This is a genomic window from Rhizobium sp. 18055 (assembly GCF_902706285.1).
Taxonomy (GTDB): domain Bacteria; phylum Pseudomonadota; class Alphaproteobacteria; order Rhizobiales; family Rhizobiaceae; genus Rhizobium.
The window spans coordinates 15,672-35,567 of sequence record NZ_CACSKD010000012.1 but is presented as its reverse complement, the minus strand read 5'-3'; the positions used below and the strand labels follow the sequence as shown (position 1 = coordinate 35,567).

Annotated in this window: 14 protein-coding genes; 1 reads left to right on the top strand and 13 read right to left on the bottom strand. The window is 60.2% G+C overall.

The window, feature by feature from the left end; translation table 11 throughout:
* Positions 1-38: 38 nt before the first annotated feature.
* The 9 genes from msrA to GVL52_RS19470 all read right to left on the bottom strand — a co-directional run bounded on the left by msrA (position 39) and on the right by GVL52_RS19470 (position 15,024).
* A complete protein-coding gene (gene msrA, locus GVL52_RS19510) occupies positions 39-773 on the bottom strand; it encodes a peptide-methionine (S)-S-oxide reductase MsrA (RefSeq protein ID WP_160010195.1) in 735 nt (244 codons plus the stop codon).
* Between the two features lie 138 nt (positions 774-911).
* On the bottom strand, positions 912-1,403 hold the full coding sequence (msrB, locus tag GVL52_RS19505; RefSeq protein ID WP_160010193.1) for a peptide-methionine (R)-S-oxide reductase MsrB: 492 nt from the start codon (positions 1,401-1,403) through the stop codon (positions 912-914).
* Positions 1,404-1,546: 143 nt separating this feature from the next.
* Positions 1,547-1,792: a hypothetical protein gene (locus GVL52_RS19500; RefSeq protein WP_160010191.1), complete on the bottom strand. Its 246-nt coding sequence runs from the start codon at positions 1,790-1,792 to the stop codon at positions 1,547-1,549.
* 98 nt (positions 1,793-1,890) lie between these two features.
* A complete protein-coding gene (gene glf / locus GVL52_RS19495; RefSeq protein ID WP_160010189.1) occupies positions 1,891-3,051 on the bottom strand; it encodes a UDP-galactopyranose mutase in 1,161 nt (386 codons plus the stop codon).
* Between the two features lie 127 nt (positions 3,052-3,178).
* Positions 3,179-4,387 (bottom strand): hypothetical protein, encoded by a 1,209-nt coding sequence (locus GVL52_RS19490; protein ID WP_244619233.1) that lies wholly within the window; start codon positions 4,385-4,387, stop codon positions 3,179-3,181.
* Positions 4,388-4,495: 108 nt separating this feature from the next.
* A complete protein-coding gene (locus GVL52_RS19485) occupies positions 4,496-6,541 on the bottom strand; it encodes a tetratricopeptide repeat protein (protein ID WP_160010185.1) in 2,046 nt (681 codons plus the stop codon).
* Positions 6,542-6,785: 244 nt separating this feature from the next.
* Complete coding sequence (locus tag GVL52_RS19480) at positions 6,786-12,026, bottom strand: S-layer family protein (RefSeq protein ID WP_160010183.1); 5,241 nt, start codon at positions 12,024-12,026, stop codon at positions 6,786-6,788.
* An 825-nt stretch (positions 12,027-12,851) separates the two neighbouring features.
* Positions 12,852-13,646 (bottom strand): ethanolamine ammonia-lyase subunit EutC, encoded by a 795-nt coding sequence (eutC, locus tag GVL52_RS19475; protein ID WP_160010181.1) that lies wholly within the window; start codon positions 13,644-13,646, stop codon positions 12,852-12,854.
* On the bottom strand, positions 13,639-15,024 hold the full coding sequence (locus GVL52_RS19470; RefSeq protein WP_160010179.1) for an ethanolamine ammonia-lyase subunit EutB: 1,386 nt from the start codon (positions 15,022-15,024) through the stop codon (positions 13,639-13,641). Before GVL52_RS19470 ends, eutC begins: the two co-directional genes overlap by 8 nt.
* A gap of 360 nt (positions 15,025-15,384) precedes the next feature.
* Between GVL52_RS19470 and GVL52_RS31200 the strand changes: the two genes are divergently transcribed.
* Positions 15,385-15,507, top strand: a complete 123-nt coding sequence (locus GVL52_RS31200) for a hypothetical protein (protein WP_280179111.1) — start codon at positions 15,385-15,387, stop codon at positions 15,505-15,507.
* A gap of 11 nt (positions 15,508-15,518) precedes the next feature.
* On the opposite strand, the gene GVL52_RS19465 is transcribed toward GVL52_RS31200, so the two are convergent.
* The 4 genes from GVL52_RS19465 to GVL52_RS19450 form a co-directional block, all read right to left on the bottom strand.
* Positions 15,519-15,857: a hypothetical protein gene (locus tag GVL52_RS19465; protein WP_160010177.1), complete on the bottom strand. Its 339-nt coding sequence runs from the start codon at positions 15,855-15,857 to the stop codon at positions 15,519-15,521.
* Between the two features lie 32 nt (positions 15,858-15,889).
* Entirely contained in the window at positions 15,890-16,480 is a 591-nt protein-coding gene (locus tag GVL52_RS19460) for a hypothetical protein (protein WP_160010175.1), read from the bottom strand.
* A gap of 20 nt (positions 16,481-16,500) precedes the next feature.
* Positions 16,501-17,832, bottom strand: coding sequence for a hypothetical protein (locus GVL52_RS19455; RefSeq protein WP_160010173.1), 1,332 nt, complete (start codon positions 17,830-17,832; stop codon positions 16,501-16,503).
* Positions 17,833-17,945: 113 nt separating this feature from the next.
* Positions 17,946-19,820, bottom strand: a complete 1,875-nt coding sequence (locus GVL52_RS19450; protein WP_160010171.1) for an adenylate/guanylate cyclase domain-containing protein — start codon at positions 19,818-19,820, stop codon at positions 17,946-17,948.
* Positions 19,821-19,896 lie beyond the last annotated feature (76 nt).

Here is a 19,896-nt window from a genome sequence, read left to right as displayed (position 1 = left end):
AGGGCAGCACGGTGTCCATGCCCTCAATTGAAAGGTCGTCAGTTCGACCCGGACGCGGCCACCAGCACCGGCTTGGCGCTGTAATCCTTGGGGAACAGCTGCTTCAGACTTGCCACCTTCGGCAGGTCGTTGATCACGATATAGGGGTAGGTCGGATTGTTCGTCAGGAAATCCTGATGATAGGCCTCCGCGACATAGAACGCCTTGCCCGGCTCGATCTTGGTCACGATCGCTGCGTCGTAAACCTTCGCCTGGTCGAGCTGGCTGATATAGGCCTTGGCAACCTTGGCCTGCTCGTCACTGGAAGGGAAGATCGCCGAACGGTACTGCGTGCCGCTATCGGGTCCCTGCCGGTTCAACTGCGTCGGATCGTGTGCCACCGAGAAGTAGATCTGCAACAGGCGGCCGTAGCTGACCTTCGTCGGATCGAACACCACCTGCACGGATTCCGCATGGCCTGTATCGCCGCCGCTCACCGCTTCGTACTGCGCCGTGCCCTTGGCGCCGCCGGCATAGCCGGACTTGGCGCTGATCACACCGTTCACATGCTGGAACACACCCTGCACCCCCCAGAAGCAGCCGCCGGCGAAGGTCGCCGTCTCGCTGTTCGAGGTGGCCTTCTCATCCATCGCAGGCGCCGGAATGACATGCACCTCTCCCGCGGACGAGGGGGTGAAATGCAGCGCCAATCCTGCCGCGAGCACGATGGCGGCGCCGCAGACAGCTGCCCTCAACGGGCGTCGCGAGGTGGGGGAGTCTTTACGAGTGGTCATGGTGGTCTCCTCTCAGAAAAGATGAAGGCGTAAGCTTGCACGCCCGGATCAGGAAGGCGAATTTCAAATCTGTGATCGGCGACGGCCCCAGGCCTGCGGACGGCAGGCAAAGCCGCAGCCCCGCGATCGCCCTGTCGATCAGACCGCAGCCGGATGGAACTTCAGCGCAACGCCGTTCAGGCAGTAGCGCAAGCCTGTCGGCTTCGGGCCGTCGTCGAAGACGTGGCCGAGATGGCCGCCGCAACGACTGCAATGCACCGCCTCGCGCACCATGCCGAACTGCGTATCCCGCGTGGTGCCGACCACCTTGCGGTCAAGCGGTGCCCAAAAGCTCGGCCAGCCGGTGCCGCTGTCGAACTTGGTGGCTGACGCAAACGCATCCTGATCGCAACCGGCGCAGGCGAAATTGCCCTTGCGCGCCTCGTGCAGCAGATCGCTGGTGAAGGGCCGCTCGGTGCCCTCCTCGCGCAGCACGGAGAATTGGTCACCGCTAAGCAGCGTCTTCCACTCCGCATCCGTGTGCGTGACGGGATATGTCTCCGCCGCAATCACCTTCGAGCGGTCAAAGGCCAGCGGCAGGCCGATCGCGGCAAGACCGGCACGCAACATCAATCGACGTCTATTCAGCATCGTCTCGCCTCCTCGTGCGAATTCACGGTTCTGACAGCATCTACGAGAGCGTTGGCCATTTTGTTACACGCTGCCTCCGAAAATCAGGGCACGGCGGTCACGGCAGGCATCGAGCCCGGTATCGGGCCAAGGGCGAGCCCGCGCTAAAGATCCCCTGCCCGCGCCAATAGCTCGCGCCAGCGCTTCACGTATCCAGCGACGAGCGGCTGATGCAAGTCGGACGACGACAGCCGCTCGGCCAGCACGTCGAGGTCGAAGGCGTCCAGTCGGGTGTCCCTCGAATAGTGCTTCAGCGTGTATCGGAACATCTCTTCCCAGCTCCGTCGAACGCCGATCGACTCGTCGGCCAAGTGCGGTCGGTATCTGTCGATCAATTCCTCCAGCGTCATATCTCCCCCCGCCCCTGCACTGCTGCCAACATACCACGAAACACAAAACGGGCGCCCATCACAGGCACCCGTCCAAAATATCCAAGCGTTCGATCCGCTCAGACCGGCCGATGCAAAAACGCCGGCATTGCGGCGCCGTCGGCCTTTTTCGCCAGGTAAAGCCGCGCCGTATCGAGCGCCTCGCGGATCGTCACGTCCATGTCGAGATAGCGATAGGTTCCGAGCCGGCCGACGAAGGTGACATCCGTCTCCTCTTCGGCACGCGCCACATATTGCGCCAGCTGCTCTTTTTCCTCGACCATGCGGATCGGATAGTAAGGAATATCGTCAGGACCACAGGCGCGCGAAAACTCGCGGTAGCAGACCGAGCCGGCATGCTCTTCCCAGGGCGAGAAATGCTTGTGCTCGGTGATCCGGGTAAACGGCACCGACGCATCGCCGTAGTTCATCACCGCACAGCCCTGATAGTCGCCGTCATAGCTGAAGCGTTCGAAATCGAGGGTGCGATAGCCAAGCCTTCCGGCTTCGTAGTCGAAATAGCCATCAAGCTGCCCGGAATAGAACACGTGGCCAATGTCGGCATCGTCGGCACGCTCGAACCGCGTGCGGAGCTTTACCGTGATGTTGGAATGGTCGAGAATGCGGCCGATCATGTCGGTATAGCCGTTCTGCGGCATGCCCTGGTACTGGTGGAAGAAATAGTTGTCGTCGTAGTTGAAGCGAACAGGCAGCCGCTTCAGGATCGAGGCCGGCAGCTCGGTCGGCGAGCAGCCCCACTGCTTTTCGGTGTAGCCCTTGAAGAAGGCCTCATAGAGGTCCTTGCCGACGAAGCGCATGGCCTGCTCTTCGAAAGTCTGCGGATCGACGATTGACTTGTCGGCGGCATATTCCTCGATGAACGCGCGCGCCTCTGCCGGCCGGAAGGTTTTGCCGAAGAACTGGTTGATCGTATGCAGGTTGACCGGCAGCGAATAGACGGCATCGTTACTCGTCGTCTTCACCCGGTTCTTGTAGGGCATGAAGGTCTGGAAGTCGTTCACATAGTTCCAGACTTCGGCATCGTCGGTGTGGAAGATGTGCGGCCCGTAGACATGCACCATGACGCCGGTATCGGCATCGCGTTCCGTGTGACAGTTGCCTGCAATATGCTCGCGCGCATCGATGATTTCGACCTGGTGGCCCGCCAGCGCAAGTTCCCGCCCGATCACCGCGCCCGAAAGCCCAGCCCCGACGATCATAATCTTTTCGTTCCCCGACATCAGACCCAATCCTATCTTATGTTTCCCCTGCGAGATCCCGGCAGCGATACGCAACACCGCAGCGGCACCCGTGACCTCGGCCGATCCCTCTACTCCACCGTTGTCCGGCGGAGCCTTGTTCTGTCATTTACAATCCGAGTTTGGACCGCATCAGCGCATCATAGCCATCGAGCAACCGGTCAAGGTCGAGCCCGTTTTCCTGCGGTCCGAAGCTCAGATGGCTGACCACAAAGTCCGAATAGATGGCGGAAGGCCGACCTAGAAACGTCGGCAGGCCAACGGTCAGCGCGTACTCGTCATCGCCCTTCGGCAACGCCATGTGAACAAGGTCCTTTCCGAGCCATGCGACGAAATTGATCGAGTGACGCTCGTTCCATTCGACCGCGGCGCTGGGCAGCGGCAGATGCTTGCGCTCCCGCTTCAGGAAGAAGTCGTGCAGCGCCGTGGCGCGTTCGGCACTCAGCCACAAGCTGCCGCCAAAGCCGCCGGGCGGGTGTTCGAAATGTCCGACCTCTTCGGGAATGGCGCCGGCCGACTGCTGCAGGAACGCGCATACGCCGTTGTTCACCACATTCGCCGAAACGACGAAATACTCCGGATTGGCAAGTCTGAACTCAATGAAATCATTGAGCTTATCGACATCGACATAAACAATGTCATCGTCGCACTTCAGGAATACCGCATCGGAAAACTGCGGAACGCGCCGTGCATAATAATCGTAGGCCTGCCAGTAAGGCAGCTGTTCCTTCGGATTGCCGACATAGCGGCGCACCGACGCGTGGACATCGCAAAGCTCCAGATTGGCGCCCCACCCGCCACGCACCATGACCTGTGCGCCAGCGCTGAGATTAAGCTCCGGCCAGGTGCCGAGCGTTACGCCGTTGACACGCAGCGACGTCGTGCCGGCCTGATCCACATAAAGGACAACGTCATTCGGCACGCTCGGCGAGAGAACAGCGGGCGTTGCCTTGCTCCATATGGTCTCTTCGGTCGTGCGAGCGGTCGCGTTCAGCTCGCTTGAGGAGACCTTGCGGACAACGGACTGCATATTGTTCCAGCCGCCGACAACGATCTCGAAGCACTGCTCGGGATTGCCGTTGGGAACGACGGCGATATGAAAATCGTGTTCGATCTTCACGCTGGTGCGGAACGCAGACTGCGGCGTGACCGCGCCTTTTTCCTGATACGGTGCCTTGTCGCCCATGAACCGGGCCGGCCCGAATTCACGGGTGACCCAGTCACTATCCTCGGCGGATCGGGTAAAGTCCCAGATGTGCCACTCGTCGATAATGCCGTCCGCAATTGCCCTGCGAATATATTGGGTGAGGATATCCATCCTCTTCTGCCTTCCGGCAAACGTCACAAGTATAACCGGCGCCATAACACCCTGCCCCTAAAACCAATACCGAAATTCAGCGTCTACCAACAAATGCCATGACGTCGCTTAAGCCGCAGGCTCGCGCCACAAGCGTGTGTCACGCGCCAGCGGTGCGTAATCATGCAACTGCGCCAGCTTCTCCCGGTAATGTCTGCGGTAAGCGCTATCGTCCTCGAATTCGGCGTGGACAGACAGAAGCTCGGCGCCGACCTCGTAATAGGCATCGAGATTGGCAAGATCCGGCACCGGCGTTTCACCGCGCTCGGCCTCGCCCTGCATCTGCCAGAACAGCTCTTCCAGGCGGCGTGCAAGGCCCGGAATATCGCGCAGCGCGCTGGTCTCGCGCTTGCCCTGCAACGATTGCCTGACGGCCGCAAGACTTGCACGATCCTGTGCGAAGCCGATTGCCCGGCTGACATATTCGTCGGGCCCGCTGCAGATCAATTCGGGCACACCGGCTGCGGCAACGATGCTGCTGCAGAACCGCGATGCGAAGCTCTTTCCCGGCGCCGTTAGCACAGGCAGACCCATGGTGATCGCGTCCGCGGCGGTGGAGTGCGCACCATAGGGGAACGTATCGAGGAAGAGATCGGCCACACCGATGCGCGCCAGATGATGCGCATTTGGGGCCTTGGGTGCAAAGATGATCCGCTCGGGCGCAATGCCGTGCTGGGCCGCCATCTTGCGCAGGCGATCGTTGACCGCATCGTCGGCGGCCAGCAACCACAGCACACTGCCCGGCGTTGCGGCAAGAATGGTCATCCAGCGGGCAAAGCACGGCGCGGTAATCTTCTGCATGCCGTTGAAGCAGGCATAGACGAAGGCGCCTTCCGGAAGCCCAGCCTGCGTGCGTGTCGGCTGTCCGGCGATCTGCCGCTTGCGGTCGATCGGCTGGTTGCAGGCGATCCGCAGCACTTTTTCGGAATAGTAGATTTCGTTCTCAGGCGGCACGATTTGCTCGTCGGCGATCATGTACTGATGCACGGGGCTCGCCATCGAACCGGGGTAGCCGCAGAAATTGACGATCACAGGCGCCGGGCGATAGGCGAAGAGCTTGGTTCGTGCATGCTTGGTGTAGCCGTTGACATCGATCAGGATATCGATCTGGTCAGCCTGTATCAGCGTCGCCGCCTCGAGGTCGCCGAGCGTGGTAATATCGCGCCAGCAATCGACCGCGGCCTTGATCCGGTCCTGCGTCGCGTCGCCGGTCCTCGGCTCACCGCAGTAATAGGCAAAGACCTCGACCGCGTTCTTGTCGTGCAACTCCAGCACTTCACGGAGCGCAAAGCCGACTGCGTGGTCGCGCAGGTCCGAAGAGACATAGCCGACGCGCACGCGCTGGCCGGTGCCCGTCTTTTGCTGCACAGCCTTGCGCGCGAAAGCGCTGACGTTCGGTTTCCCGATCAGCGACTTGTTGTAACGATAGGCTTTCGCAAGCAGGAACAGCGGGTCATCCGCCTGGCAGGAGAGCGTCATCGTCGACATCGCATCGACCAACTGCCGGGTCGAGACATGGATCGACGAGGTCAGGATCGGCCATTTGCACTGACGTTGGCGCAGCGACGTCCAATGCTGCCCCGCCTCGGGCCGGTTGGGCTGCAGTTCGATCGCCTGCCACAGGATTGTCTCGGCTTCATCCAGGCGACCATGGCTTTCGAGCACACGCCCCATATGCTGAAGCGTCATCAGACGGTGTTCGATCCGCTCGCCGGTAATCTCGGTGGTCGCATCGGCAAAGCTTCGCCACTGCTGAACCGCCTGATCGATCAGGCCGCAATCTTCCAACGCACGGCCGAGATTGATATGCGCAGGCGCAAATTTCGGGTCGATCTTCAAGGCGGCGCGCAGCGCGCTGATGGCGCCGGCGATATCACCGGCTTGTCGGCAAGCGACCGAATAGTTGAAATAGGCCAGATGCAGCAGCGGATTGCCGTCGTTGAACGCGATCCACGTCTTGTAAAGCTCGACAGACTGCGGTCGCTGATCAGCGCCATTCAAGCCCTCGGTAATCTGAATCAGCTCTCCAAGCGACATGCGTTGATTTCGCGCCTGCTCCAACACGCCGTTGATGGGCGAAATGCGGCTCGAGGCAATTGCGGTGTTCGCGTTCATGGACATCCTACGGCAAAACGGCCCTTCGACCGGAGAGTGAGCGACGCCGGAAAGCGTCATGCCTTTTGCTATCGGATTTACCTTGCGTCGGGCTGATCGGCCTTGCAGCCAAGGCCGTCCGGGCCGCAATCAACCAGAGACGAGTCCCCACCCCCAAGGTGCCGTTAACGCAAAACGCCGCCCGACGATAGCCGGGCGGCGCCTGAGATTTGAAAGGGTGCGGCCGAAGCAGCACGAGCAGTTGTTAGCTGCCGTTGAAGGCGGCGTAGGCTGCAATCGCTGCTTCCACCTGCGCGCTGTTCAGCAGAGAAACCTGCGTGGTCGTGAAGGCTTCCAGCTGATCGCTGCTCATGGCCGAGATGTCATCAGTAGAGAGACCCGAAAGAGCCTTCGTGCTGATTGCCGCAATCTCGTCTGTCGAGAAGGTTGCAATGTCATCGGTGGACATGGAGCCGATCTGCGCCGACGTCAGAGCCGCAATCTGGTCGCTGTCGAGGATCCCGATCTGATCCGTCGACATCGCTTCGATCTGCGAGCTGTTGAGCGCCGCAATCTGGGTCGTCTTCAGAACACCAACCTGGTCGGTCGAGAGCGCTGCGACTTCATCCGTGGTGAGAGCCGCAACCTGCTTGGAGTTCAGGGCGCCAACCTGGTCGGTGCTGAAGGCAACGATCTGGTCGGTGGTGAACGCCGCGATCTGGCTGCTAGTCAGCAGTGCGATCTGGTTGGTCTGCAGAGCAGTGACCTGTTCGGTGGTGAACGCCGTCAGGCTGGCGGTGGTCAGCTCGGCTACAGCCTTCGTGCTGATCGCCGCGATGTCGTCGGTCGAGAAGGTTGCAATGTCGTCCGTGGACATCGCGCCGATCTGGGCCGCCGTCAAGGCAGAGACCTGCGAGCTGCTGAGGATTTCGATCTGATCCGTCGACATTGCCGCAATCTGGGTGCTGCTCAGAGCGGCAACCTGGGTTGTCTTCAGAACCGCAACCTGTTCGGTCGAGAGCGCTGCAACCTCATCGGTCGTCAGTGCCTTGACCTGTGTGGAGTTCAGAGCGCCAACCTGATCGGTGCTCAGCGCAGCAACCTGGTCGGTGGTCAGAGCCGCGATCTGAGTGCTGCTCAGAAGCGCGATCTGGCTCGTCTTCAGGGCACCGACCTGGTCGGTGGTGAGTGCTGCCACGTCGTCAGTGGATAGGCCCGACAGAGCCTTCGTGCTGATCGCCGCGATCTCATCCGTCGAGAAGGTAACCAGATCGTCAGTCGACATCGCAGTCAGCTGAGCCGAAGTCAGGACGCTGACCTGATCGGTGGTCAGTGCCTCGAGCTGGTCGGTCGACATGGCCTCGATCTGCGTGCTGCTCAGGGCCGCAATCTGGGTCGTCTTCAGAATGGCAACCTGTTCGGTCGAGAGCGCTGCAACCTCATCGGTCGTCAGTGCCTTGACCTGCGTGGAGCTCAGGGCGCCAACCTGATCGGTGCTCAGTGCAGCGACCTGGTCGGTGGTGAATGCTGCCACCTGGCTGCTGCTCAGAAGAGCGATCTGGTTTGTCTGCAGGGCACCAACCTGATCGGTGGTGAGGGCCGCGATGTTGTCGGTGGTGAGACCACCCACAGCCTTCGTGCTGATTGCCGCGATTTCATCGGTCGAGAAGGTGATGATGTCGTCGGTGGACAGCGCGCTGAGTTCAGTCGATGTCATGGAGCCGATCTGCGCACTGGTCAGTGCCTCGATCTGGTCCGTGGACATCGCTGCGATCTGCGTGTTGTTCAGCGCCGTGATCTGGCTGGTCTTCAGCGAAGCGACCTGGCCGGTCGAGAGCGCCGCCACCTCATCGGTGGTCAGAGCCTTGACCTGCGTGGAGTTCAGAGCGCCAACCTGATCGGTGCTGAGTGCGACGATCTGGTCAGTGGTGAACGCCGCCACCTGGCTGCTGCTCAGAAGAGCGATCTGGTTGGTCTTGAGAGCGGCGACCTGTTCGGTCGAGAGCGCTGCAAGGTCATCCGTCGAGATACCCGCCAGAGCCTTCGTGCTGATCGAGGCGATTTCGTCGGTCGTGAAGGTGACGACATCGTCCGTCGACATTGCGCCGAGCTGAGCCGCGGTCAGAGTGCTGATCTGCGTGCTTGTCAGCGCTTCGACCTGATCGGTCGACATTGCTGCAAGCTGCGACGTGCTCAGCGATGCGATCTGGCCGGTCTTCAGAATGGCGACCTGTTCGGTCGACAGTGCCGCCACTTCGTCGGTGGTCAGAGCTGCAACCTGCTTGGAGTTGAGCGCGCCGACCTGATCGGTGCTGAGTGCGGCGATCTGGTCAGTGGAGAGGGACGCGATCTGCGTGCTGCTGAGCAGCGCGACCTGGCTTGTCTTCAGGGCAACGACCTGGTCGGTGCTGAGGGCGGCAAGATCGTCGGTGGACAGCTGCGGGATAGCCGAGGTGTTGATCGCCGCGATATCGTCGGTCGTGAAGGTGGCAATGTCTTCACTGGACATCGCACCGATCTGGGCCGCGGTAAGGGCAGCAACCTGCGAACTGCTGAGGATTTCGACCTGATCCGTCGACATTGCTTCGATCTGGGCGGTCTTGAGCGCCGCGATCTGGCCTGTCTTCAGGATTGCAATCTGATCGGTGGAAAGCGCCGCGACGTCATCTGTCGTCAGAGCGCCAACCTGCACGGAGGTCAGGACACCAATCTGGTCGGTGCTCAGAGCCGCGATCTGGTCGGTGGTGAATGCCGCAACCTGGGTGCTGCTCAGAAGTGCAACCTGGCTCGTCGTCAGGGCACCGACCTGGTCGGTGCCGAGGGCTGCAACGTCGTCGGTGGAGAGACCTGACAGCGCCTTTGTGCTGATCGCCGCGATTTCGTCGGTCGTGAAGGTGGCGACGTCATCCGTGGACATCGCGCCGATCTGGGCCGATGTCAGAACGCCGATCTGCGTGCTGGTCAGCACGTCGATCTGGTCGGTGGAAAGCGCACCGATCTGGGTCGAGGTGAGAGCGGAAACCTGGCCCGTCTTCAGGATGGCGACCTGTTCGGTCGACAGCGCTGCAACTTCGTCAGTCGTCAGGGCCGCAACCTGCTTGGAGTTCAGTACGCCGACCTGATCGGTGCTGAGGGCGACGATCTGGTCAGTGGAGAGGGACGCGATCTGGCTGCTGCTGAGCAGTGCGACCTGGCTTGTCTTCAGGGCTGTGACCTGATCGGTCGTGAAGGCGGCGATGGTGGCTGTAGCGAGAGCCGTCACGGCCTTCGTGTTGATCGCTGCGATCTCGTCGGTCGAGAAGGCTGCAATGCCATCGGTGTTCATCGCGCCGAGTTGAGTTGCGGTCAGAACGCCGACCTGAGTGCTCGTCAACGCCTCGACCTGATCGGAGGACAGTACCGCGACCTGCGTGCTGCTCAGGGCAGTGATCTGGGTGGACTTCAGAACGGCAACCTGGTCGGTCGACAGCGCTGCGACTTCATCGGTCTTGAGTGCGGCAATCTGCTTGGAGTTCAGCGCACCGACCTGATCAGTGCTCAGGGCGACGATCTGGTCGGTTGTCAGCGACGCGACCTGGCTGCTGCTCAGGAGAGCGATCTGGCTGGTCTTCAGAGCGGCGACCTGTTCTGTCGTGAACGATGCAAGGTCATCGGTGGAAAGCCCCCCAAGCGACTTCGTGCTGATGGCTGCAATTTCGTCGGTTGTGAAGGTTCCGAGGTCTTCGGTGGACATCGCGCTGAGCTGAACCGAGCTCAGAACGCCGATCTGCGTGCTGGTCAGGGCCTCGAGCTGGTCGGACGACATCGCCGCGATCTGCGTGGAGTTCAGCGCAACAACCTGGCTCGTCTTGAGAATGGCGACCTGATCGGTGGAGAGCGCTGCAACTTCGTCAGCCGTCAGGGCTGCAATCTGCTTGGAGTTCAGCACACCAACCTGATCGGTGCTCAGGGAGACGATCTGGTCGGTCGTCAGAGACCCGATCTGGCTGCTGCTCAAAAGTGCAACCTGAGTGGTCTTCAGAGCGCCGATCTGTTCGGTCGAGAGTGCTGCGAGGTTGCTGGTGGTAAGACCGGCAAGCGCCTTGGTGCTGATGGCCGCGATCTCGTCGGTCGAGAAGGTGGCGATATCATCGGTGGACAGGGCAGCAAGTTCGGCCGAGGTCATCGCGCCGATCTGCGCGCTGGACAGCGCCTCGATCTGCTCGGACGACATGGCCGCGATCTGCGTGTTGTTCATCGCAGCGATCTGGCCGGTCTTCAGCGAAGCGACCTGTTCGGTCGTGAAGGCCGCGACTTCGTCTGTGGTCAGAGCTGCAACCTGCTTGGAGTTCAGGGCGCCGATCTGATCCGTGCTGAGAGCAACGATCTGATCCGTCGAAAGCGCCTTGATCTGCGTGCTGCTCAACAGTCCGATCTGGCTGGTCTTGAGAGCCCCGACCTGCTCCGTTGTCAGTGCCGCAAGTGTCGCTGTGGAGAGACCCTGAACTGCTTTGGTGCTGATGGCTGCGATCTCGTCGGTCGAGAACGTTGCGATATCGTCGGTCGACATGGCGCCGAGCTGGGCTGCGGACAATGCGCCGGCCTGTGCGGTCGTCAGAGCTTCGACCTGGTCGGTGGAAAGCGCGGCAAGCTGGGCAGTGTTCAGCACAGCGATCTGGGTGGTCTTCAGAGACGCAACCTGTTCGGTGGTGAATGCAGCCACTTCATCGGTGCTGAGCGCCGCGACCTGCTTGGAGCTCAAAGCGCCAATCTGCGTCGAGCTGAGAGTGACGATCTGGTCGGTCGACAGCGCGCCAACCTGGGTGCTGGTCAGCGCTGCGATCTGGCCGGTTTTCAGCACGGCAATCTGGTCGGTGCTGAGGCCGGCGAGGCCGTCCGTGGTCAGACCGGCAAGCGCCTTCGTGCTGATGGCAGCGATTTCGTCGGTCGAGAAGGTTGCAATATCGTCGGACGACATGGCGCCGAGCTGACCCGAGGTCAACGCGCCGGCCTGCAACGTCGTCAGTGCTTCAACCTGATCGGTCGAGAAGGCTGCAAGCTGTGCCGTGCTCAGCGCTGCGATCTGCGCGGTCTTGAGCGAAGCGACCTGCTCGGTCGTCAGCGCTGCAATATCGTCGGAGGAAAGGGTTGCGAGCTGCTTGGAATTCAGTGCGCCAACCTGCGCAGTGCTCAGGGCGCTGAGCTGGTCCGATGAAAGGGCTGCGACTTCAGTGGTCGAGAGCGCGGCCATCTGGCTCGTTGAGAAGCCGCCGAGCTGCGCCGTGGAAAGAACGGCCAGCTGGTCCAGCTTCAGGCCGACGATGGCAGTTGCCGATACGGCCGCCATCTGGGTCGAGGAAAGGGCGACGAAGTCCCGTGTTTCGATCGCTCCAAGCTGTGTTGAGCTGAGCGCCTTGATCTGCGCCGTGTTCAGCGCGGCAACGTCGTCGGAAGAAAGACTGGAGATCGCGGTGGTCGAAAGAGCCCGGATCTGGTTGACGGTCAAAGAAGTAACAATGGAAGTCATAGACGAGCGCCCCTCGTGTTGGCTGATCAAAAAAGCTATTCCCATTCCGTCGGCCAAATGCACCCGGCGTTCGCTGGCGACGCAAAGCGTTCACCAGGCGCCACCATCGGCGACGATCCAGGTTCCGTATCGGAAGAAAATATATTGAACTTGACATGGCTCGCTCGAGCCAGCGCATCGGAGGGGCATCATGCGCCCAGAGCCACAAAGTGACTCTGATCCCTACGCCGTGAACACGAATGTCTCACTTTGCAACACGGCGACCTGAATGTGTTTGGCACAAACAGGCACAACGCGTTCTTCGGCAGAACTATCGCGACGAAGAAAAGTCTTATTCAGCAGTCTTTAATTTCCAGTTAATGACCACTCGATCTCGGCTGCCGATTGCAACACAATCGGCCTTTTAAAGACTAAAATATGGATCAACTAGATGCAATCGAAACATACGAGAAAATTTCCAAGGCCAAATGCGCCTAAGAATTCGATGCGAAAACGATGATCCCGCTCCGACGTTTCGATTTACCAAGGAATGAAAGATAGCTGTAATATATCCGTTATAAAACCGACATTTTCCAAATATTATCAAGTAGATTCAATATTGTCTGTGAAGTGGAAACGCGAATTGAAATGCCTGTCATGTTGAGATTTCGGTCTCGCCTGATCGGGCAACCGGCGCACAAGCCAAGATCCAAGCGCTCTTGCAGCTTGCCGTACGGCCGGACCGGAGGCCCGACCGCGACCTATTTTGGGCCATTTTGCAGCTTGTTCGCCTGCCGTGCAGCGAAGCTGGCCGAATCAGTCCGCGCTTATCCAGCGAACGCTAAATCACGCCGCCGACGAGTTGCTCGCCAAGCGCAGCAACGCGTCCTTCAGGCCGACGCCGCTGACGCCGGTATTGGTCATATTGGTGACCAGTCCTGCGATCGTCCGTGCCGCCTGCTCCATGGATAGGCCGCCATCGCGCATGTTCGACACGCAGTTGCGCCGGGAATCCGGCGTCCCGACGGCAGGCTCGTAGGTAATATAGGCACCGAGACTGTCCGCGGCGGAAAGGCCGGGGCGTTCTCCGATCAGCGCGATCGTCAACCTCGCGCCCAGAATTTCACCGATTTGATCCGCAAGCGCCACCCGCGCCTGGCGCGCGATGACGACCGGCCCGAGGCAAAGCCCTGCATCGCCCAGGAAAACCACCAGTTCTCTGACAAGCGCCACCGCGTTGATATCGACAGCACTCGAAGACAGCCCGTCGGCGATGGTGATGACGACATCTGACCCCTTGGCGTCCTGCGGCAGGGCGGCCAGCCGTTCGGCGGAAGCCGGCGATAGCCTGCGCCCGAGATCGGGCCGTCGCAGATAGCTGCTGCGATCTTCCGCCATGCTTTCGACCGAGACGACACCAAGCCCCAGCGCCTCGATCTCGTTCCTGACCCTGTCTTCATCGACGGTCGACCAGACCGCCTCACGCGCACGCGCATGATCCAGCTGGAATGCCAGCTGCGCCTTGGTCGGCGCACCCGATCCGAAACGCCCGAGCGACACGCGCGCATCGGTCATCTCGGCCAGATCGACGGTTGCCGGATTATAGTCGGCCTTCAGTTCGGTGGCGTTAAACTTAGACAAGGGCAGCCCTCGAGAAATAATCGGTCAGCATCACAGGAGCGCCGGATAGGGCGCCGGCATCGTTGGTAAGCCCGACATCGCGCAGCCACGTCTCGAACTCAGGCGCCGGTGGGCGGCCAAGGGTTTCGCGGCAGAACACAGCGTCGTGGTGGGAGAGCGACTGATAGTTCAGCATGATGTCATCGGCACCGGGCACGGTAATGACGAAGTTGACGTTCGCCGCGCACAGCAACGTCAACAGCGTATCCATGTCTTCCTGGTCGGCATCGGCATGATTGGTGTAGCAAACATCGACGCCCATCGGCAGGCCGAGCAGCTTGCCGCAGAAATGATCCTCGAGACCGGCGCGGATGATCTGCTTGCCGTTGAAAAGATACTCGGGGCCGATAAACCCGACAACGGTGTTGACCAGCAGCGGATCGAACTCGCGTGCCACGGCATAGGCCCGGGTCTCCATCGTCTGCTGATCGACGCCGAAATGCGCGTCAGCCGAGAGCGCCGCTCCCTGCCCGGTTTCGAAATACATCAGATTGGCGCCGGGCATGCCGCGCTTCAACGAGCGCCCGGCCTCATGCGCCTCTTTCAGAAGCGCCAGATTGATGCCGAAGCCCTCATTGGCCTTCTGCGATCCGGCAACGGACTGGAACATCAGGTCGATCGGTGCTCCGGCCTCGGCAGCCTGGATCGCCGTCGTCACATGGCCGAGGCAACAGGTCTGCGTCGGGATTGCCAGCCGCTCGCGAATCTCGTCGAGCAGCGAGACGATGCGCACATAGTCCTCGACGCTATCGGTCGCCGGATTGACGCCGATAACAGCATCGCCGGAGCCCATCAGCAGCCCGTCGATGGCAGAGGCCGCAATGCCGCGGCTGTCGTCTGTCGGATGGTTCGGCTGGTTGCGCGTCGATAACCGTCCGGCCAGACCGATCGTGTTGCGGAACCGCGTCACCACCTGCCGCTTGGCCGCAACCGCGATCAGATCCTGCAGCCGCATGATCTTCGACACGCCGGCCAGCATCTCCGGTGTAATTCCGTAGGTGATCGCCTCAAGCTGGCGCTGTCCGGTCTCGGGCTTCAGCAGCCACTCGCGAAACTCGCCGACGGTCAACGCACTGATCGGGGAAAATGCAGCGGCATCGAACTGCTTGGCGATCAGCGCCGAGACCTCGTCGTCATCCGACGGGATCACTTCCTCGGCCAGAAACGCTTTCAGCGGCAGATCGGCCAACGCCATCTGCGCCGCCAGCCGCTCGACCGGGCCGGCCGCCGCGATCCCGGCGAGCTGGTCGCCTGATCGTTCCGGCGTTGCCTTGGCGAGGAGATCCTTGAGATCGCCAAAGCCAAACCGGGTTCGCTCGATCGTCGTGCTGTATGCCATTGCGGGAGTCCCACCGATGAAGGGTTTCCAGCACGTCCCGATTCAATCGAGGCATTGCTGGAGGCGCGTACTCCTCCCTTGGAATTCAGTGTCGGCTCTTCGCCTTGCAATTGGGTGAATACCGCCTCCCGCGCCGATCACCACAGGCACAAGAGCCATGTCGTCGCACAGAGAAAGCCCTGTCTTGACGGTCAGGTCAATCCATATTCACGCATGTGCGCACCTGTTCCGTCATTCCTCGATCGTCGCGTCGATCTTGCCGTTGAGATCGGAGACTGTCCCGCGATTGATACGGATGCCCCACACCACCTCGACAGTGGCCCCCAGGCGTTGCACGCAGCAGCCGGATACATCTCAATCATGCATCGCAGAACAGGCTTCCCGTCGCAGATAGCACCACTCGACTGTCGTGGTCTCTCCACGCGCCACATCTGCCTGCGCGCGCCGGACGATCCGGCAAAGGTCGGCGGGCTTGTTGGTTAGATCTCGAAAAATCAGACGAGTATGAATCCCTGATAGGAGTCTTCCAACGCGCCATTGAGTTTTATCACAATCCACAAAACTGGCCGCTCCTCCTCCTTCTGACCAGATAGAGCGCCAAGCCCTGGCCTGGCGGTGAGTGGCCATACCTTTTCGGTCCTCGTTGCGGACTTGTCCTGACGTAACGCGACATCAACGTCATCGCTACCGTCTGCCTTGGTCGATATATAGACATGCATATCGTCACTGAAGCCGTAGCCTATCAGCTTGAAATCCGTTCGAGCGCCCAACGGCGCTTCCACAGGATCGGGGTCGTCGATACGCAGAATTTTAACATTGGGTTTTGCGGGCATGTTTGCCTCCCTGGTCCGTCCTTACCCGTGGATCAATCATTTTCACCCGATCTCCGAGGGATGAACCCGCCCGATCTTGACATCACGCCGCCTGAACGCGACAGGGCACCACCCGATCTGGACAGTCCGCCGCTTGCCACTCCCCTGGGGTCAGACGAAGCCTCGACCGAGAGCAGGATTTGCTCAAAGGTTCCCGTTTCGGCATCGAGCCTCATCGAGAAATCGCCCTTGTCGTAAATCCAAACCTTCATGTCCTTGGCGAGAGCGCCAATTTGGTAGCCGAGGCCTGTTCGCGCACTCGAACCCGGAGAGCGATACAATCGGTCATATTCGATATCGCCCTCGGCGTTCCTCGGAGGGGGATCATCGGGAAACGCGCCGCTGCCGTGGACGATGAAGATCGCCGGCCGGCTCAGTTCGATGAAAGCTCCCTCGAAAGAGAAAGCGTAAATGCGCGCGAGCGTCGCCTCGTTCGCACTAAGCTGGCCCCTCAGAAAACTGTTCGCACCGAGTTGAGGTCCGACCAGAGGCTGGTAAACGCCGCCCCTGAGAATCAGATCGCTGATTTCGCGCCCGAACAGATAAACCGCCGATACGCCAAGCAAGGTTTCTTTGTCTGCCATGTCTCCCTCCGTCCACCTGGTTATTGAGCCCTAGATGATTTCGACAGCAGAAATTTCTCGCGATAGCGCATCTTCGGAAACGCGAGATGATCGATCGGCAGTAACGTGCGTGCAGAATGGATATGGCTACGGTGCTCGCAGCCTTTGACATGCACGCCAGCGTGCAACTCGCCGATCCCTCTTTGCTTGAAGTTTCTGCTGATTATCCGTGCGAACTCGCCGTCGGATTCGGCCTGATCGACTGCAAGCATCGTTCTCGCAACGTCGCCATAGTCGAGGAAGTTGGGAGCAAGAGCCCACAGGGTTTCCGCCAGATAAGTCCCGACGATATCGCGTGCATCGACCAGCGCCTGGACAAATCCGTCTGAATTGCGCGCGAAAGCGCGGTCGAAAGCGTGCTGCACAAGCACCTCGGCATCCGCATCGAACTCGGCCGTATCTGCGAGATCTTCGATGGCACGAGAGATAAGGCCGCGCGCTACCAGGCTCTCGTGAAAGATGTCGACAAGGATGTCGAAGATCGCACCGGTAAGCGGTTGCGAGAGCTCATGCTCGTCCTTCCATCCGCGAACGAATTCGGCCATCGTGCGCTTATTGCTGGCCGAGCGTATCTGGCGATGCGGCGAAAATTCTGAAAAGCGCGCCAGGCGATTGGCAAGGTAGAGATTGCCGCGGGTCTCAGCGAGAACATTGTCGATCACCGACGGAAAATGCATGGCGGCAATCAGCGACACGCAGTCGGAGAACGCCTCGTGGAAACCAAGATATTCGGGGTATTCGGTTCCAGGGTGCGGCACGCCGAGTGCGCTGAAAATGATCGCGTGCCCGACCTCATGGGCGATGACGTCGAAATCCAGGCTGAACGGAAGGACACGTCCATCCTTCTCGAACTGGCTGCCAACTTCGAGGTAGCCATAGCCCAATTGCGCGTTGTCCCACTGCGGCAGGATCGAGATTTCCAGCCGGTCATAGTGATCTCTAAAATGCCAGACGATCGGCTGTCCAAGATAGCGTTCCCACACATCCAGCGTGAAACGCACGCAACCGAAGACATGCGCGGCCTCGAAGCCGGGCATCGAGGGTCGCAGATGATCGAAATCGCCGTATCTGTCGGGCTCGCTCGGCTCGAGGATTTTTCCTGTCCATGGTGCCAGGTATAAGTACGGCGTCCCCAGCGGCCCGCGGTTCACACCGTATGGACAGGTCTTGCCGACCGGCTCCACAACAAACATGCGATCGTCGGCGGGTCCTGCTGTCACACTCCCCGGTCGAGACGAGACCTCGACAATCTCGGGGCTGGAGCGCGCATCCGCAAACGGAGGCTGTACAAAAAGTCTGAACCGGGTGCCCATCCACCCCTCCCAAAAGAGGCCTTATCACCAATCAACGTGACCCTTGCCGTCCGATGTTATTTTAGCACATCATAAAGTAGCAGGAGAAACAGTCAACTAAATGTAAGGGGGCATTATCCGGCAAGCGCAAGCAGCGTTAAATAGCGGGGGTGGTCGCGAAGCGTATCGAGGTCGGAATCGTTCTTGAACCAAAGCCTCATCTCGACGCCAACCTGAGGCATCCAGACCTCAAGCAGGTCGATGGCTCGCTCGATCTCGCCCAAGAGCGCGTAGGTGCAGGCAGCGTTGTATTGGATGTTTATATCGTTGGGATCGGTCGCCAGTGAGCGGGCCAACCATTCCAGTGCCCGATCGCGGACACCGAGAAAGGCCAGCGCAGTCGCTCCAAGACAGGCGGCATTGGCGTTCTCCGGATGGAGACGCATTTCCTCCTCGGCCTTTTCTATCGCGAGGTGCGCGTAGGTCTCGGCCCTTTCTATCTGCCCGAGCGACCGAAACACGTTCACCAGCATCATCGGCGCACCATAATCCGAAGGCTTGATTTCCAATGCGCGCTGAAAGTATGTCGCGGCTGGCTCGAACTTCCCGTCAGTGACGCAGAACTCGGCATAGTAGCGATTGGCTTCGTGGCAATTGGGGCCGAGCAACAATGCCTGCTCGAATGCATAAACCGCCTCGACCCGATTGCCGGCGACCGCCAGCGCAAGCCCCCGGGCCGCATGCGCCTCCGCCAGTTTGGGATCGATCGCCAGCGCCTTCGCCGTATTTGCAAGAATGTCGTCCACCGAGATCGCGACGCCAAACTGGGAGCGCAGACGCGCATCGCAGACCGCGACGCCGGCATAGGCGCGCGCATAGCCCGGATCCAGTTCGATGGCTCTGGCAAAACTCTGTCGAGCCATCAGATGGTTTGATCTCGAGGCAATGTGGTAGTATTCGCGTCCCCGCAGATAGTGCGTGTAAGCTTCCACGCTCTCTGTCGGCGCCAGCTCGATAGCCCTCTGCTCGTCCGGGAGTAGCTTGACCTTCAGTTGTTCGACGATCGCCTTGGCGATCTCGTCTTGCACTTCGAAGATGTCAGTCAGGTCCCGGTCGTAGCGCGCGGCCCAGAGGTGACCGTCGCTCGCGGCTTCTATCAGTTCGGCATTGATCCTCACATGGTTGCTGGCCTTGCGGCAGCTACCCTCGACGACATAGGCGACACCGAGTTCGCCGGCAATGCGCTGCAGGTTCTCGCTTCGGCCTTTCCAGGCGAAAACCGTATTGCGGCTCAGCACAAACAGACCGGAGACATTCGACAGGTCGGTGATCAGGTCTTCGGTGATGCCGTCGCTGAAAAACTCCTGCTCGGGATCGTTGCTGATGTTGGCGAATGGCAGGATTGCAACGGACGGCTTGCTGAACGATGCCCGCGTATGGCCGCTTGCGACCGGAGAAACCTCTTCGCCGGAGACTACGCTGTCCCAATCGGCAAAATAGACGTGCACCGGGCGGGAAATATTCTTGACGGTCCTGTCGCCCAGATCCGCGAAGTTGACACCGAGCTTATTCCCGACTTCGTGGCGCACGGGCGCCGAGCAGGCAATACCGCCGGGATCTGCCAGGGCTTGCAGCCGCACAGCCACATTGATGCCATCGCCGTGAAAGTCATCCGTATCGAAGACGATGTCGCCCAGATTTAGGCCGATCCGGAACGCGATGTGTCTGTCCGCTGGAATCCCGATGTTGCGCTCCAGCATGCCGCGCTGGATTTCGACGGCGCAGCGTGCAGCGCTGAGCACGCTGCCGAACTCGACCAGGAAACCATCGCCCATGACCTTGATGATATGCCCGCCATGGCTGGCGACAGCGGGATCGAACAGCTCACGTCGATGCAGACGAAGGGCATTGAGCGTATCCTCCTCATTGGCCTCCAGGAGACGGCTGTAGCCCACGACATCGGCAGCCAGGATAGCCGCCAGCCGACGTTCAACATGCTCTGCGCACATGCCCGTCTCCCCAACCTGCTGTTAGCAAGACTACTCAATTCAAACAGCTAACCAGCGATGGTGCCGGACGATTGCA

What these genes read in the sequence shown, in the direction of transcription:
- GVL52_RS19500 (WP_160010191.1), bottom strand. Translation starts at nt 1,792, where the DNA reads ATGACGCTGGAGGAATTGATCGACAGATACCGACCGCACTTGGCCGAC.
- msrA (WP_160010195.1), bottom strand. Translation starts at nt 773, where the DNA reads ATGACCACTCGTAAAGACTCCCCCACCTCGCGACGCCCGTTGAGGGCA.
- GVL52_RS31200 (WP_280179111.1), top strand. Translation starts at nt 15,385, where the DNA reads ATGCATCGCAGAACAGGCTTCCCGTCGCAGATAGCACCACTCGACTGT.
- glf (WP_160010189.1), bottom strand. Translation starts at nt 3,051, where the DNA reads ATGTCGGGGAACGAAAAGATTATGATCGTCGGGGCTGGGCTTTCGGGC.
- GVL52_RS19460 (WP_160010175.1), bottom strand. Translation starts at nt 16,480, where the DNA reads ATGGCAGACAAAGAAACCTTGCTTGGCGTATCGGCGGTTTATCTGTTC.
- GVL52_RS19465 (WP_160010177.1), bottom strand. Translation starts at nt 15,857, where the DNA reads ATGCCCGCAAAACCCAATGTTAAAATTCTGCGTATCGACGACCCCGAT.
- GVL52_RS19485 (WP_160010185.1), bottom strand. Translation starts at nt 6,541, where the DNA reads ATGAACGCGAACACCGCAATTGCCTCGAGCCGCATTTCGCCCATCAAC.
- GVL52_RS19470 (WP_160010179.1), bottom strand. Translation starts at nt 15,024, where the DNA reads ATGGCATACAGCACGACGATCGAGCGAACCCGGTTTGGCTTTGGCGAT.
- GVL52_RS19450 (WP_160010171.1), bottom strand. Translation starts at nt 19,820, where the DNA reads ATGTGCGCAGAGCATGTTGAACGTCGGCTGGCGGCTATCCTGGCTGCC.
- GVL52_RS19490 (WP_244619233.1), bottom strand. Translation starts at nt 4,387, where the DNA reads ATGGATATCCTCACCCAATATATTCGCAGGGCAATTGCGGACGGCATT.
- GVL52_RS19455 (WP_160010173.1), bottom strand. Translation starts at nt 17,832, where the DNA reads ATGGGCACCCGGTTCAGACTTTTTGTACAGCCTCCGTTTGCGGATGCG.
- msrB (WP_160010193.1), bottom strand. Translation starts at nt 1,403, where the DNA reads ATGCTGAATAGACGTCGATTGATGTTGCGTGCCGGTCTTGCCGCGATC.
- GVL52_RS19480 (WP_160010183.1), bottom strand. Translation starts at nt 12,026, where the DNA reads ATGACTTCCATTGTTACTTCTTTGACCGTCAACCAGATCCGGGCTCTT.